Source organism: Psychrobacter sp. NG254 (assembly GCF_015277735.1).
Lineage (GTDB): Bacteria > Pseudomonadota > Gammaproteobacteria > Pseudomonadales > Moraxellaceae > Psychrobacter.
Map to the genome: position 1 here is coordinate 162,482 of NZ_JADHDA010000001.1, position 15,066 is coordinate 177,547.

The following is a 15,066-nucleotide window of genomic DNA, read 5'->3' on the forward strand; positions in this document are numbered from 1 at the left end:
ACCCTACTTTATTAATAATAATTATGATAACGATTGAGCAGCTTATCACTCGAATTGAGCAGCGTCAGCCTGTTGTAAACAAGGCTGAAATATATGCTGAGCAATTGTGTCAACCATTCACTAGCGTCGGTAGCCTGACGACTGCTGATCAAAAGCAACTCAGCTTTTTGGCAGACCCGCACTACATCACTAGTTTGGCCAGTAGTCAGGCAGGTGCTGTATTAGTCACGCAACAATATCGTGACCAAGTACCTGTTAATTCAATCGCTTTAGTCGTTGCCAGCCCTTATTTGGCATATGCTGCTGCCAGTCAGTTGTTTGCCCGTGAGTCACGGTCTGAAGGCATTCACCCAAGCGCTGTGATTGCTGATAGCGCAGTCATTGGTGAGCAGGTCAGTATTGGGCCTTTTTGCGTAATTGGTGACAATGTGCAAGTGGGCGCTCGTAGTTCACTCGCAGCTCACGTGGTCATCGAGGCTAATACCAGTATTGGTACGGATTGTGTGATTAAGTCGCAAGTGGTTATCGGGCACGACTGCAGTATTGGCAGTCATGTGAGGCTGCATGCGGGCGTCAGTATCGGTTCTGAAGGATTTGGGTTTGCACCTACTAAAGATCCTAGCACCACAGGCTGGGAGCGTATTGCTCAGTTAGGCCGTGTGATCATCGGTGATCATGTTCGAATCGGTAGTCAGAGCTGCGTTGATCGTGGCGCTATTGACGATACGGTCATCGGCAACCATGTTATTATTGATAATCTGGTACAAGTGGCACATAACGTACGTATCGGTGATGGTACTGCTATCGCTGCTCAAACGGGTATTGCAGGTAGTACTACTATTGGCAAACGCTGTATCATCGGCGGTGCAGTCGGTATTACAGGACACATCAATATCACCGATGATGTGACTTTGTCTGGTATGACCATGGCCACCAAATCCATAAAAACCGCTGGATCATATTCCTCTGGCACTGCTGCAATGCCCACTGCCAATTGGCGACGTGCGGCTGTACGCTTTCGCCAGCTTGGCAATAACTGATTGCCATATAACCCAATAAAAAACTTAAGATACAGCAAGGAAGCATCCTTATGAACAGCAATAACATAGATACCCCAACTGACGAAGACATTAAAAGCTTGGCTGAGCAAGGTCTGACGCTGCCATTAACTTACCACACTATTAAGCACTATCTGCCGCATCGCTATCCTTTTATGCTGGTGGATAGAATTGTGTGTTGCACCCCTGGTGAGTGCATTACTGGTATCAAAAACGTGACGATTAATGAGGAATTCTTCAACGGTCATTTTCCTGACGAGCCAATCATGCCAGGCGTATTGATGGTAGAAGCCATGGCACAAGTATCAGGTGTGCTTGGGTTTATTAGTGCTGGATTAACCGCAGAAGATGGCTATTTGTATCTTTTTGCAGGGGTTGATAAAGTTCGCTTCAAGCGTCGTGTGATTCCGGGTGATCAGCTGATTATTCGTGCCAAAACAGTGATGCAGAGACATGGTATTTATAAGTTTGATTGTACTGTGCATGTCGAGGACGAGCTGGCCGCTAGTGCTCAAGTTATGATTGCACGTCAAGAGCAGCAAAAGGTCAAAGACGCGAAAGAGGCTTAATTTTTTAGTAAGCCAAAGTGCATGCAAACTTATATTAGATCGACTACTACAACTAGAATTAGCAGTTATATTTGACAACGCAGCTTATTATTAGCCTCATGGTTAGGCTAGATGGGTTGTGTTTTGCTTACTATTTACTCGTATTAAATGATACAAGGGTCCACACTATGAGTCAGATTCATCCCACAGCACTCATCTCCCCATCTGCGCAGATTGATGAGACTGCTATTATTGGTCCTTATTGTATCGTTGGTGACGAGGTGTCAATTGGTGCACATACGGTGTTACATCGTCATGTGGTCGTGACTAAGCTGACTCGTATCGGTGAGCACAATCAAATTTATCAATTTGCCAGCATTGGTGAAGATCCTCAGGATCTAAAGTATGCGGGTGAGCGTACTTGGCTTGAGATTGGCGATCATAATACGATTCGTGAAGCATGCAGCTTACATCGTGGCACTGCTCAAGATGGCGAGCTAACCAAAATTGGCAGTCACAACTTACTGATGGTCAATACGCATGTGGCACATGACTGCGTGATTGGCGATCACAATGTACTGGCCAATAATGTCGGTGTGGCAGGGCATGTGACCATTGGTGATCATACGATTATCGGTGGTAACTCAGGTATTCATCAGTTTTGTACAGTAGATGACTATAGTTTGATTGGCGGTGCCAGTTTAATTCTAAAAGACGTTGCTGCATTTACGATGGTATCTGGCAATCCGGCAAAAGCGCATGGACTCAATATTGAAGGCATGCGCCGTAAAGGCTGGTCAAAAGAGACCATCAATTTTTTACGCGAAGCCTACCGCACAATTTTCAGATCGGGCTTGACGACCGTAAAAGCGCTTGAGGTTCTGAGTAATGAGATGCTGCCAAAAGAGCCAAAGATTCAGTTGCTCATTGACTCCTTACAGAAGAGTCGCCGCGGCGTAGTGCGCTAAACACCTATTTAGGTACTATAAAAGGTAAGCCAAGGTATTGCATTTCACACTTTTAATGTACCAGACTTTTACCAATGAGAGATGATATTGCTAAAGGCCATAACCAATTGTTATGGCCTTTTATGTTTATGAGCACTTGACTTTTTTAGTCGCTTAGCAGAAACTTCACAATTATATATTGTTAGACTCTAGTAACTTATTTTAACCAACCGCTAATCTGTAGTCTCTTTAAGTATCTGTCTTAGACTTTCAATGAGTTTGATAGCTTAAAGGGAATTACTATTGAATTTTAGGAGCGTCGCATGGCAGAGCAAAGGGAAAATTGGTCTAGTAGGACGGGGTTTATTATCGCCGCTGTCGGTTCAGCTGTAGGATTGGGTAATATATGGCGTTTTCCATATGTGGCTTATGATAATGGTGGTGGTGCATTTATGGTGCCATACCTGATCGCTTTATTCACGGCAGGTATTCCACTACTGTTTTTAGATTATATTATTGGGCATAAATATCGTTCAGCGCCGCCGCGCGCTTATAAAAAGATGGTGAAGTCTGCTCAGTTTATCGGATGGTGGCAGACTCTCGTCTCCTTTGTCATTGCCATTTACTATGCTGCCGTCATCGTTTGGGCAGGCAGTTATATGGTGTTCTCTTTTGGCCAGAAATGGGGAGAGGATACGACAACCTTCTTTGTCAGTGACTTTATCAAACACACAGGGGATCTAAACGCGGTATTTGTACCGCAGATGTTTATAGGTCTTATCCTTGTTTGGGCATTGGCGATGTTGATTATGTTTGGCGGTATCCGTAAGGGTGTTGAGCTTGCCAACAAAATCTGTATACCATTACTTATTGTACTGTTCGGTATCATGGTATTCAAAGCGCTGAGCTTACCAGGCGCTGCCGTTGGTTTGAACGCATTCTTTGAGCCAAATTGGGAAAAAATGAAAGATCCTAACGTTTGGCTTGCCGCTTATGGCCATGTGTTTTTCTCACTGTCAGTAGGTTTTGGTATCATGGTTACCTATGCCTCTTACCTTAAAAAGAACACAAACCTCACAGGTGCAGGCTTGGTTGTCGGTTTTGCCAACTCTTCTTTTGAGCTTATCGCAGGTATCGGTATCTTTGCTGCCATTGGTTTTATGGCAGTATCGACAGGCCAAGATGTCGCAGAAGTGGCCAGTGGTGGTGTTGGATTGGCGTTCTTTGTATTCCCAAAAATCATCTCTACGATGGGTGCCAGTGGTGATTTCGTTGGTTTCTTATTCTTCGGATCGTTAGTGGTTGCAGGTATCAGCTCTTTGATTAGTATTCTTGAAGTGCCTATTTCTGCCTTCCAAGATAAATTTGACTGGTCACGCAAGAAAGCCGTTACGGTAATTGGTGGTGTTTGTGCTGCTATATCTATTGTTGCCTTCTCTACCGGCAGCTCGCTGGTATTGGTCGATGTGATCGATCATTTCGCCAACAATATCGGTATCGTCGCTGGTGGTCTGCTGTCAATTGTCAGTGTCACTTGGTTTAACCGCCAAAAAATCCCAGGCCTACTTGATCATATCAACCGCATTTCTAGTGTCAAACTTGGCGGTGCTTGGGTATTCATGCTAACGGTTATTACACCGACTGTCCTTACGATTGCTTTGGGTCTAAAGCTGATCGATTTGGTTCGAGAGCCTTATGAGGGATATTCAACCTCTATCCTATTATTCTTTGGTTGGGGCGTTGTGGTATTCTTTGGATTGGGTGCATTTATTATGACTCGTATCAAAGGTCGATACGATGATGAGGATGACAAATCACGCTTACTTGATGATGCTCGCTAATCAGATTGAAATTTTAATAGGAACTTATTATGAGTACTTCAGCCATTATTTTTATGATTATTTCGATGCTGCTTATCTGGGGTGGTTTGATTGCCGCAATTTTGCATCTAAGAAAGCATCCTGACATTCCTATGAGTGAATTGCCAGATGATCATATTTATTAGTCTCTAATAGCTAATGAACGTGTGAATAAAAAAATGCCAGTCAGGTTTTCCTGACTGGCATTTTTGATTTTATATCTTAAAAAATATACATACAGCCATAGTTAGCGCAAGTTCAGCTCAGGTACCGTTTGACCACGCTTAGTATAGAACTCGACGACAAACTCATCAAATGTGTCTTGTTCAATGGCATCTCTCATGCCCTGCATCAAACGCTGGTAGTAACGCAAGTTATGAATAGTCGCCAACTGAGCACCTAGCATCTCTTTGCATTTATTAAGATGATAGAGGTAAGCTCGGCTGAAGTTCTGGCAAGTATAGCAATCACACTCAGGATCTAGTGAGCCTTCATCGTTACGATACTGGCTATTACGGATACGAACCACGCCAGCGTTGTCTGTATCGCCTGTGACAAAGTAGTGGCCGTTACGCGCGTTACGAGTGGGCATGACGCAATCAAACATATCGACACCGCGACGTACACCTTCAACCAAATCCTCAGGCTTACCAACGCCCATCAAATAGCGTGGCTTATCTGCCGGCATATCATCAGGAAGGTAATCTAGGACATCCATCATCTCATCTTTTGGCTCACCAACAGACAGACCACCAATAGCATAACCATCAAAGCCAATATTTAGCAGACCTTCGAGTGATTGCTGACGCAAATCAGGATACATGCTGCCTTGTACGATACCAAATAAGGCATTGGTGCTACCCAGTCTGTTGTGCTCATCTACGCAGCGCTGTCCCCAACGTAATGATAGCTCTAAAGACTTTTTGGCTTCGTCATGAGTGGCAGGATAAGGCGTACACTCATCAAACTGCATGACGATGTCTGAGTTTAAGCTGTACTGAATTTGCATCGATTTTTCTGGAGACAGAAATACCTTAGCACCGTCGATAGGAGATTTGAAGTCGACACCTTCTTCGGTGATTTTACGCATGGCACCCAGACTGAATACTTGGAAACCACCTGAATCAGTCAGGATAGGCTTGTCCCAATGCATGAACTTATGCAAGCCGCCAAACTTATCAATCACCTCGGTACCTGGACGTAACCATAGATGAAAGGTATTGCCCAAAATAATATCCGCACCGATGGCCTCGATATCACGTGGCAGCATACCCTTGACCGTACCATAAGTACCAACAGGCATAAAAGCAGGAGTTTGCACATCGCCATGATTGAGATGAACTGTACCACGGCGCGCACGCGTTTCGCCGATGGCTGTTTTATGTAAGACAAATTGCATATGATTATCGCTATTTACGCTATGAAAATGGCGATAATTATAGCATTGTTAGCGGTTTTTTTGGACATATAGTCAGAGAATCACTGAACTGCTACGGCGTTGCCCTCCCTAAATGTACTACTTGTACCATCTTCAGTCGGCTGCCTTGTACCCATTTTAGCGTTCTTTAGCTATAGATATTGGATGTCATCGATATACGCTCGATACACACTTTGTTCAATACCGCTTTGTCATAACCAAAAAATACAGATAGCACCCCAAAAGACACAGACAGCAAGTGGCGTCATTGATAAAGTACCACTTATACGGGTGAGGCAATCAGAGTCATCAGAATTATTTTAAGAAGCAGACGTATTTTAAGAAATTAGGGAAATAATATGAAAAAGACAGGTTATTTATTATTAATGGGCGGATTACTGTTGATATCAAAAGGGGCGATGGCTGCTGAGCCAGAAGAGCCAGAGTACACTTTATTGACGCAAACAGGCGACTTTGAGCTGCGTCGTTATGACGATCAGCTCGTGGCGCAAACGTGGGTGAGTGGTGATCAAGACGCCGCCAGTCGAGAAGGGTTCAAAGTGTTAGCGGATTATATCTTTGGTAATAATACAGCACCAACGGGCGGCAGTAGTAAAATTAGCATGACAGCGCCTGTCACGATGCAGTCTGAGGCCAGTGATGAATCACAAAAAATTGCGATGACAGCACCAGTAAGCATGCAGCAGGAGGATGGGAAGTGGCGCGTGCAATTCACTATGCCAAGTCAATATACGATGCAAACGTTACCAAAGCCCAATAATCCAAATGTTGAGATTATTGAAGTGCCTGCACAGACTTATGGTGTGATTAAATTCTCTTGGCTCGCAGGAGAGGACAAAGTAGCGGAAAAAACCGAAGCGTTGCAGACATGGATGCAAGACCAGAATCTGACGCCTACAGGCGAGCCTGAATTAGCACGTTATAACCCACCTTGGACGCTACCATTTTTGCGCCGCAATGAGGTAATGATTGCCTACGAGTCAAAATAGTAGCCGCAGCTCAAGGATATCATTTTTAATAAGTATGTTATTTATCTGCTTCAACGATTCATAGGTTTATAAAAATTAGCCCCATAAAAAAAGACAGCAATCGCTGTCTTTTTTGTATTCAAGGTTTTGGGTAGCTTGTCTAGTTTTTTTGCTCGCGGATGATATTTAGCATACGGCGTAATGGTTCAGCTGCGCCCCATAGGAGTTGATCACCGACAGTAAATGCACCTAGATACTCAGGACCCATATTGAGCTTACGCAGGCGACCTAACGCAACAGTCAAAGTACCAGTAACGGCCACTGGCGTTAAGCGGTTCATGGTGGCTTCTTTGTCATCTTCAACCAAATCCAACCACTCGTTGCCGCTATTTTTCAGCGCCGCTTCGATTTCTTCTAACGGAATGTCTTTTTTGAGCTTAATGGTTAAGCCTTGTGCATGACAGCGCATGGCACCAACGCGGACACACATACCGTCGATGGCAATCTTATCAGCTTCAGAATTACCAAGGATTTTGTTGGTCTCAACACCACCTTTCCATTCTTCTTTTGACTGTTTATTCTCTAGTTGAACATCAATATAAGGAATCAAACTACCTGCTAGTGGCACACCAAAGTACTGAGTAGGAAAGTCTGCTGAACGCTGAGTCTGAGCGATTTTTTTGTCGATCTCAAGAATCGCGCTAGCAGGGTCAGCCAACTCGTCTTTGACCGCATCATGCAATATGCCCATGCCGCTGATAAGCTCGCGCATGTTGTTGGCACCAGAGCCGCTAGCGGCTTGGTATGTCATGGCGCTGACCCATTCCACCCAGCCTCTATTAAACAATTCACCGATGGCCATTAGCATCAACGATACGGTACAGTTACCACCAATGAAGTCTTTTTTACCACTGACTAAGGCACTATCGATGACAGTACGATTGACAGGGTCAAGAATGATGATGCTATCATCTTTCATACGTAGTGTGCTTGCAGCGTCAATCCAATAACCACTCCAACCACCATCACGTAGAGGCTGATGCACTTTTGAGGTGTAATCACCACCTTGGCAGGTGATAATCACATCACAAGCAGCAAGTGCTTCAATATCATGAGCATCCTTTAGTTGACTGGTTTCAATACCCTCGAATGTGGGCGCATTGCCGCCAGCATTACTGGTTGAAAAAAATACAGGTGTGATGCCGTTGAAGTCGTTTTCTTCTTGCATACGTTGTATCAATACTGACCCGACCATACCGCGCCAGCCTACCAAGCCTACTGTTAAATTACTCATGAAATCCAATCCTATTTACAGTTATTTGTTGCATCGTCAACCAGTAACAATGCCGTGAATGGCCTAAAAAAGCAAGACGTTTTGGCCATTATTTGGTCGTTTTTCATGCACAATTAACTATGTTCACTATAACTTTAAGTTATTACTGTTAATTGGGATAGCGCTAGCATTGTAATTATTTATTGTCATTGCCATAGTATCGTTATTCACCAGTAGGCGAAAATTCTATGAAATGCTACAGTAACCTTCACTATCTATAATCAATAGCCAATCTTAGACAAAATATATAGATGACAGCACGAGACTGAGTATCATTTTTTGCTCCGCTGTTGTTTGTCTTTTAGCTCATGATGTCTGTCGTCATTGGCATTATTATCACTTTAACAAACGGTTAGTAACTACTATGGATCTCTCACTCTTCTATTACGGTATACAGTGGTTGGCAGGATTCATCGCATTTGTCACGATTTGGGGCTGGATACCACTTGATAACTGGTGGGTACGTGGCGTTGAGTTTCCACGTATTCAGATCATGGTGCTTGGCATCGTTGCGTGGATTGGTATGCTAGGGTTTTGGTCAGAGTGGCAGACCGGGCAGTGGGCGCTGTTTATTGTGCTTAGTATTACTTTGGCGTTTCAATTGAGAATGATACTGCCTTATACCAAATTATGGAAAAAAGAAGTTCAAAAAGCAAAGGACAAATCGGACAAGCAAGCACATCATATAAAAATCATGGTATCAAACGTCCTTACCCCTAATGATGACACACAAAAACTGGTGGCGTTGGTTGAGCAAAAACAGCCTGATATTTTGATTACTTTAGAAACTGATAAAAAGTGGGAGAAAGCTTTACATCAAATCGAGTCTGACTATCCTTATACGGTAAAAGTGCCGCTTGATAATCTGTATGGCATGCATCTCTATTCTAAGCTTGAGCTGATAGAGCCTGACATTAAGTATTTGATCATAGATGACATACCCTCCATTCATACGCAAATGCGTCTGCAAAGTGGTCGAGTGATTTGGTTGTATTGCTTGCATCCTATGCCGCCAAGTCCAACGGAAGCAGATAAATCAACCACTCGCGATGCTGAGCTACTGATGGTTGGTAAGCACATAAAAGAAAACGATCAAACGGCGATATTGGCAGGTGACTTAAATGATGTGGCATGGTCAAAAACCACTCGCCGTTTTCAGCGCATTTCTGGATTGCTAGATCCTCGTATTGGTCGACACTTTATCAATACCTTTCATGTCAAATACCCATTTCTACGCTGGGCATTGGATCATATTTTCCATAGTGCTTGTTTTACGGTAGTAGATATCAAGCGTATGCCATCGATAGGTTCCGATCATTTTCCTGTGATGACAACTTTGCAGTATGAGCCAGAAGAGGCCAGCCAACAAGAGGGTAATGCCCCTACTGCAGAAGCCAATGATATAAAAGAGACAGATCACAAAATACATGAGGGTAAAAAAGAAGGTAAAAAGGTTTCAGAAGAGCATCGGCAAGAGCAACGCCGTTTTGTTTAAGATAGGGTATGGCTCGTGCATTGGAAAAGCGTAAAACTTGCCACTGTCACGTAAGCATATGCTTACGCTAAATAAGGTTTTTAGCTTCTATTCCTACCAAATTGATTGACCTATAATAGCAACCATCAACACAAGGATACGTAAGGATACAGTGTTGAGATGGTACTAATAAAGCGCAGGTCAGCCCACTGTCTTATATTACTGTTCGCGACTTAGGATGAGTCGACAAGGAAGAAAGATAATAATAATAACGTGAAGTGTAAAAGCTCCGAACCAATCGCCCTAGGTTCGGAGCTTTTCTTTGTGCGTAAGTTTTAACTTATAAATAGCTGGTTTAGGCATGCTAGTGTTATATATATTTACCGCGTTATATACTTCGCAAAAAAGGGTACATGCATTTGCATATACCCTTTTATTATTTCAGCGACTCATTGGTTCTTAGCCAACTACTTGTACGTATGCACCGGCACGTAACTCTTGTAACCAGTCTTCTTTGGCTTGCGGCGCTAGACGTTGATACAACGCTTGACGCGCCATATTGCGACGGTACTGCTCGCTAACATCTTGTTGACGTGTCTCGTCTACTTTCAAAATATGCCAGCCAAACTGGGTTTTGAAGGGTGCAGAATAATCGCCAACCGTTGTGTTTTTCATCACGGTTTCAAATGGGCCGACCATATCTTCTTGGCTTACCCAATCAAGATCCCCACCGCGACCCGCTGACCCTGGATCATCTGAATAGGTCGATGCTAGAGCAGAAAACTCAGCACCATTACGCAGTTGCTCATATAAATCATTGATTTTTTGCTCAGCCAGTGCATCCGTCTGTAGTTCATCTACTTTGACCAAGATATGACGAGTATGCCACTGCGGTATCAGCATTTTATCGCTGGCTTTTTTGTCTGCAAGCTTGATGATGTCGATACCTTCTGGCGTCAATATAGGTTCGCTGACCGTGCCCACATCCAGTTTGGTGATTTGAGTTGATAGCTCTGTTGGTAGAGAAGCGGCTTTGTGAAAGCCCATATCGCCGCCTTGTAGCGGGATAGGATAGCTGCCTTGGCTCGCTGTAACGGCTGCGGCAACATCGACATTGGGTTCAAGCAAACGAGTACGCAATGCTTGTGCGACTTTTAGTGCTTCTTCACGCTGAGCTTCTGATAGGCGGCTATAGTCGTCTATATAAGGAACGCGCACATGGACTGTTTGATATTCGCTTTGGTTTAAGCGTTTTGCTTCAGGCGAGGCCAAAAAGGCATCAATGTCTTGCTCACTGATACGTACTCGACGTGTGATTTGACGCTGTTGTAATTCCTGAATAGCAGTATCTTCAATTAGCTTAGCACGTAGACCAGCATAACTGCCAGGCTGAGTGGCATCTAGACGTTGCTGCAATGCTGAGATACTACTGAGGCCTTCAGCTTTAGCAATCTGACCAAGTCGCTGATTGATGTCAGCATCGTCAGGTGATAAGCCGTTACGTTTGACCAGCGACAGCTGTAGCTCACGCAAAATAAGTGCATTTAGCACCTCAGTTTGCAGTTGTGCTGAGTTTGCAATCGGCTCTCCTGCGGCTTGGGCGCGAGCTTGGGTTTGTGCCACTGCATCGATTAATTCGCTCTTTAAAATAGCGTTGTCGTTGACCAAAGCAATGATACCATCGGTACTGTTGGCAGGTGTCAAACGGTTGACAGAGCTTTGTTCAGTAGTGGCCGATGCTTTAGCGACGGCAGGCTTTACCGTGGCCGCGTGAGCGCTTAGTGTCAGTGCAAGACTGGCACTCATAGATAGCAATACTGCTTGGCTGATCTGACCTAAAGAAAAAAATCTCATGAAGTTCCTCATCAATATCATTGTATCGGATAGTAGTCAATCAACTCGATCCAATACGCTTAAATAGTAAAATATTTGGCAGCGTTGCCCATCATACATAATAGGGATAGAAATAATGTATTACAAATACCGTTATAAGTAATGCTGTCTTAGTCTTTTCAAGCTTAGTCTTTCCAAGCTGTTTGTACAGGTTCAAACCCTAAAATCTTGTCAGAAAGTAATCTGGTCAAGCGACTACTACCGCTACCCAGACCATTCAATCTGATTTCTGCCATGATGGCTTGTGTGGGCTCGTCTTTGACATTTAGGTCATTATAGTAACGGCGACCATACACGGCAAAACCAAAGCAGCAGTCTTCATAATCGACACCGAACAGTGAATCAAGCATCTTGTTACGATTGTAATCATATTGACCTTGGGCCAATATTCGCCAGCTGTTATTGATGGGGAAGACAGCAGACGCAGTAAAGGCAGATAGCGGCAACTGATCTGTGTTTTCATCGCGCTGGCGTTTAACAAAGCCCACATTGAACAAGCTGTTGTCTGATGGCTGATAGCGCAGCTCAGTTGTCACATAATTCAAATCATAGCTGTTGGTCAGCGCGCCACTGACATCAATCCAAAAATTATTATAAGGTTGAGTGCTAGTATCCCATACCATTCCAGAAGAAGAAGAGGTAAAGACAGGCTGATCATCATCCAATGTTACACGTCCATCATCCATATAGAACTGCTCAGCAATGCTACCATCAAAACGTGTCACACCCGTTGCATCGATGTAACGATAGTTGACACCAGGCGTGATAGCATGCAAATCCTGCAAACGATCATGGCCTAAGAACCAACTGTCTGAAAACAGCTGTTCATAGTTGATAGAAGCAATACGAGTATTAAAGTTAGGGATGTCGTTTTGGTTCTTATAAGGTGAGTAAGTATATTTTACTCGTGGACTCAGCAGGCGATAGCCACCCATGGTATCGTCAAATGCCCCAAAAGGCGACCCTGCTTGATAGAAATTCAGACCGGCATCGATACTGGCTTGCGGGACAAATACAGACTGATTACCATCTTCTTCACTCAGATCATTGTCTGCTAAGCTGTCCTCGTCATAAGAGGTATAAAGATGCTGCAAGCTTAATTTGGGCTTAACATAACCCCAAGAGGTCTGCATCGGATAGACAGCACTTAGTTTATTATAAATGCGCGCGCCACTTTTTTCGTTTTCAGAGCCATCGTCGATAGATTTTTTGAAATAGGCAGAGTCATGTACACCCGTAATATCAAAATTCTTTGCCCACGGTAGTCGGTAATCAAGTTTGAGCTGCGGCAGTCGTGAGTACGGTTTGTCTTTGTCTTCTAGTGCTTCACCATTATCAGTAAAAGCGTCTAGCGTCTGAAATGTTTCTACCTTTAGTTCGCCATCGACATAGTCATTGTAATAATTAACTCGAGCGCGGCGTGGCAAGTTTATGGTGCTGTCAGATAGACCTAGAGTGTCAAAATCATTCACGTAGTCGGCATCTGATACATAGTTGTATTCGGCATCACCGCTTAACCGAGGAATGCTTTTTGATGACCAAGAGTGATCATAAAAAAGGCTCTTACGATCTTCGTCGTTATATTCTTTATCATTTGGCAGATACGAGCCGTTAAAAATACCTTCGCCGTAGTTCTCTGTCAGATAGCGGAATTCACCTGAGACCATAGGGTTACGGTCAGTATAAATATGCGTGTTGAGCGTCGCATCATAGTTAGGCGCTAGATTGAAATAGTAAGGAACATCTACCTCAAGACCGCTTTCGCTACTGACACTGGCACTCGGCAATAAAAATCCGCTACTGCGACGACTGTCTATCGGAAAGTTAAAATAGGGAAGATAAAAAACGGGTACGTCGGCCACTCGAAAAGTCGTGTTATAGGCTTCACCACGACCGGTATCTGTATTTAAATCGATACTCTTAGCTTCGAACTGCCATTTACGGTTGGTTGGTGGACACGTACTAAACATGACTTGATCCAGCTCATACTCACTGTCGCTAGGCTTGTTCAAGTGTTTGGCATAGCCGTGTGCTTGCAAATCAACGCTAGCAAAAGCAACATCGTTTGCGGTAGATTGCCCCGTTTCGGTATTGTAATTTAGGCTGTCTGCAACCCCAATCAAGCCACCTTGTGAGGCTTTATCGTTCAGGCTTCTTGACGCATTGCCTTTGGCATTACGCTGGTTTTGGGCGTTGCTACGCTGAGCGGTTTGTCCGATGGCTTTGTCAGTAAACATGACATTGCCTTGTGCCGCCGCAATGCCATTGCTCAAATCAAGCATGACTTTTTCTGCTTCGATATGCTGTTTGCCTTGATTGACAATGACATTGCCCGATAGCTCAGCATAGTTAATATTGTTGTAGTAACTATAATCTGACTCTGCAAATAAAGGCGCTTGATTGTTAGGGACATCGCTGACATTAGGCGCAGGCTGTCCGTTTGCGCCACCTGTTTCGTTCACTGCCCGCTGATAGTTAGGGTTGCTGGTTGGGTAGACCCATTGACCTTCACAGCGCTGTGCACTGTCGACTGAGTGCGGCAATAGCTGCAAGTTCCGACCTACCTGTGGCGTGGTCGTCGCAGTGGGGGTCAATGAATGAGATACTGATGAATCAGTCACCGCAGTGTTGTCGATGTTATTTAATGTTGAGGCATCAGTGTCCGGCGTCAACTCATAAAATTCTGCCAAGCGCATTAGGCTGGCTTGAATACTCTCATCATTAAAATCAAGCTTACCATTTTTGCGCGTACGCTTAGTGGTCTCTACAGCAGTAGGCATGACAACGTCATCCATACGGATATCATTGTTTGCTTGAGTACTGGTTATTTGATTGCCGCTCGTTTGATCGTTGAGCTGTGCAGCAGGCTCTACTCTATTGGTAGCAGCTAGCGCATCTGCATCATTATTGATACGAGTTATCTCTAACGTATCGTCATTGCCTAGATTGTCATCTGAGGCAGTATCGTCTATTAAAAAGCTATCTTGATCGATACTGGCGTCAGCTGAGACATCAGAATAGCTGTTGGTACTATCAGTAATCAATGGCTCGGTATTTTGCGTGTCAGCATCGCTGATGGCAGCACTCACAGCTAGACTGGATAAGCCTAGTGCACCGAATAAAATCAAGCGAATGCTTTGGTAAAGCGGAGAATATAACAAGGGCACACCTATGATTGCAGAGCCTATTGGATTGCGTTACTGAGCATTGTATTACGACAAACTGTGTTACTGCAGATTACGTTAATAAATGAGTCGCTGTATTATCTAATAATAATAATATCGACAAAGAGTGTCTGACCGTGTATCGCTGAGAATGAGAAAGCAACCATTGCTCACTGAGCCATGCTATCTCAAGAATATGGGCGTTTTACATATAATGACGACTAATCATAGTCAAAAAAAACCAAATCAGCTACACTATTTACCAAAATTTGTAATATAGCTGAACTGTTTTTTGCTGAGTACAAAGTTTTGGTTTAGCGCTAGCGCTTGAATCACCTCTTAATATGACTGTCACCGTTGCTATGACAGCGTAAGATGTCACTA

The 15,066-nt window shown here is 43.9% G+C and carries 11 protein-coding genes; 7 read left to right on the forward strand and 4 right to left on the reverse strand.

All coding sequences use genetic code 11. The features are described 5' to 3' along the window. The first annotated feature begins 23 nt into the window (after nucleotides 1-23). The 5 genes from lpxD to IP510_RS00700 all read left to right on the forward strand — a co-directional run bounded on the left by lpxD (nucleotide 24) and on the right by IP510_RS00700 (nucleotide 4,558). Complete coding sequence (lpxD, locus tag IP510_RS00680; RefSeq protein ID WP_194362886.1) at nucleotides 24-1,040, forward strand: UDP-3-O-(3-hydroxymyristoyl)glucosamine N-acyltransferase; 1,017 nt, start codon at nucleotides 24-26, stop codon at nucleotides 1,038-1,040. Nucleotides 1,041-1,090: 50 nt separating this feature from the next. Then, a complete protein-coding gene (gene fabZ, locus IP510_RS00685; protein ID WP_194362887.1) occupies nucleotides 1,091-1,627 on the forward strand; it encodes a 3-hydroxyacyl-ACP dehydratase FabZ in 537 nt (178 codons plus the stop codon). Between the two features lie 167 nt (nucleotides 1,628-1,794). Next, nucleotides 1,795-2,574 (forward strand): acyl-ACP--UDP-N-acetylglucosamine O-acyltransferase, encoded by a 780-nt coding sequence (gene lpxA / locus IP510_RS00690; RefSeq protein WP_194362888.1) that lies wholly within the window; start codon nucleotides 1,795-1,797, stop codon nucleotides 2,572-2,574. Between the two features lie 302 nt (nucleotides 2,575-2,876). After that, the gene (locus IP510_RS00695) at nucleotides 2,877-4,394 is read left to right on the forward strand and encodes a sodium-dependent transporter (RefSeq protein ID WP_194362889.1); all 1,518 of its coding nucleotides are present in this window, start codon (nucleotides 2,877-2,879) and stop codon (nucleotides 4,392-4,394) included. A gap of 29 nt (nucleotides 4,395-4,423) precedes the next feature. After that, nucleotides 4,424-4,558: a methionine/alanine import family NSS transporter small subunit gene (locus IP510_RS00700; RefSeq protein WP_194362890.1), complete on the forward strand. Its 135-nt coding sequence runs from the start codon at nucleotides 4,424-4,426 to the stop codon at nucleotides 4,556-4,558. A 101-nt stretch (nucleotides 4,559-4,659) separates the two neighbouring features. Here the strand turns inward: IP510_RS00700 and tgt are convergent, their stop codons facing one another. Then, nucleotides 4,660-5,811, reverse strand: a complete 1,152-nt coding sequence (tgt, locus tag IP510_RS00705) for a tRNA guanosine(34) transglycosylase Tgt (RefSeq protein ID WP_194362891.1) — start codon at nucleotides 5,809-5,811, stop codon at nucleotides 4,660-4,662. Nucleotides 5,812-6,188: 377 nt separating this feature from the next. On the opposite strand from tgt, the gene IP510_RS00710 reads away from it, so the two are divergent. Continuing rightward, complete coding sequence (locus IP510_RS00710; protein WP_194362892.1) at nucleotides 6,189-6,839, forward strand: SOUL family heme-binding protein; 651 nt, start codon at nucleotides 6,189-6,191, stop codon at nucleotides 6,837-6,839. Between the two features lie 139 nt (nucleotides 6,840-6,978). Here IP510_RS00710 and asd read toward each other — a convergent pair whose 3' ends face one another. Next, entirely contained in the window at nucleotides 6,979-8,112 is a 1,134-nt protein-coding gene (asd, locus tag IP510_RS00715) for an aspartate-semialdehyde dehydrogenase (RefSeq protein WP_194362893.1), read from the reverse strand. 403 nt (nucleotides 8,113-8,515) lie between these two features. On the opposite strand from asd, the gene IP510_RS00720 reads away from it, so the two are divergent. Then, nucleotides 8,516-9,646 (forward strand): endonuclease/exonuclease/phosphatase family protein, encoded by a 1,131-nt coding sequence (locus IP510_RS00720; RefSeq protein WP_194362894.1) that lies wholly within the window; start codon nucleotides 8,516-8,518, stop codon nucleotides 9,644-9,646. 438 nt (nucleotides 9,647-10,084) lie between these two features. On the opposite strand, the gene IP510_RS00725 is transcribed toward IP510_RS00720, so the two are convergent. Together IP510_RS00725 and IP510_RS00730 are read right to left on the reverse strand one after the other, a co-directional pair. After that, on the reverse strand, nucleotides 10,085-11,479 hold the full coding sequence (locus IP510_RS00725) for a peptidylprolyl isomerase (protein WP_194362895.1): 1,395 nt from the start codon (nucleotides 11,477-11,479) through the stop codon (nucleotides 10,085-10,087). A 164-nt stretch (nucleotides 11,480-11,643) separates the two neighbouring features. Next, nucleotides 11,644-14,679, reverse strand: coding sequence for an LPS-assembly protein LptD (locus tag IP510_RS00730; RefSeq protein WP_194362896.1), 3,036 nt, complete (start codon nucleotides 14,677-14,679; stop codon nucleotides 11,644-11,646). Between the last annotated feature and the right edge of the window lie 387 nt (nucleotides 14,680-15,066).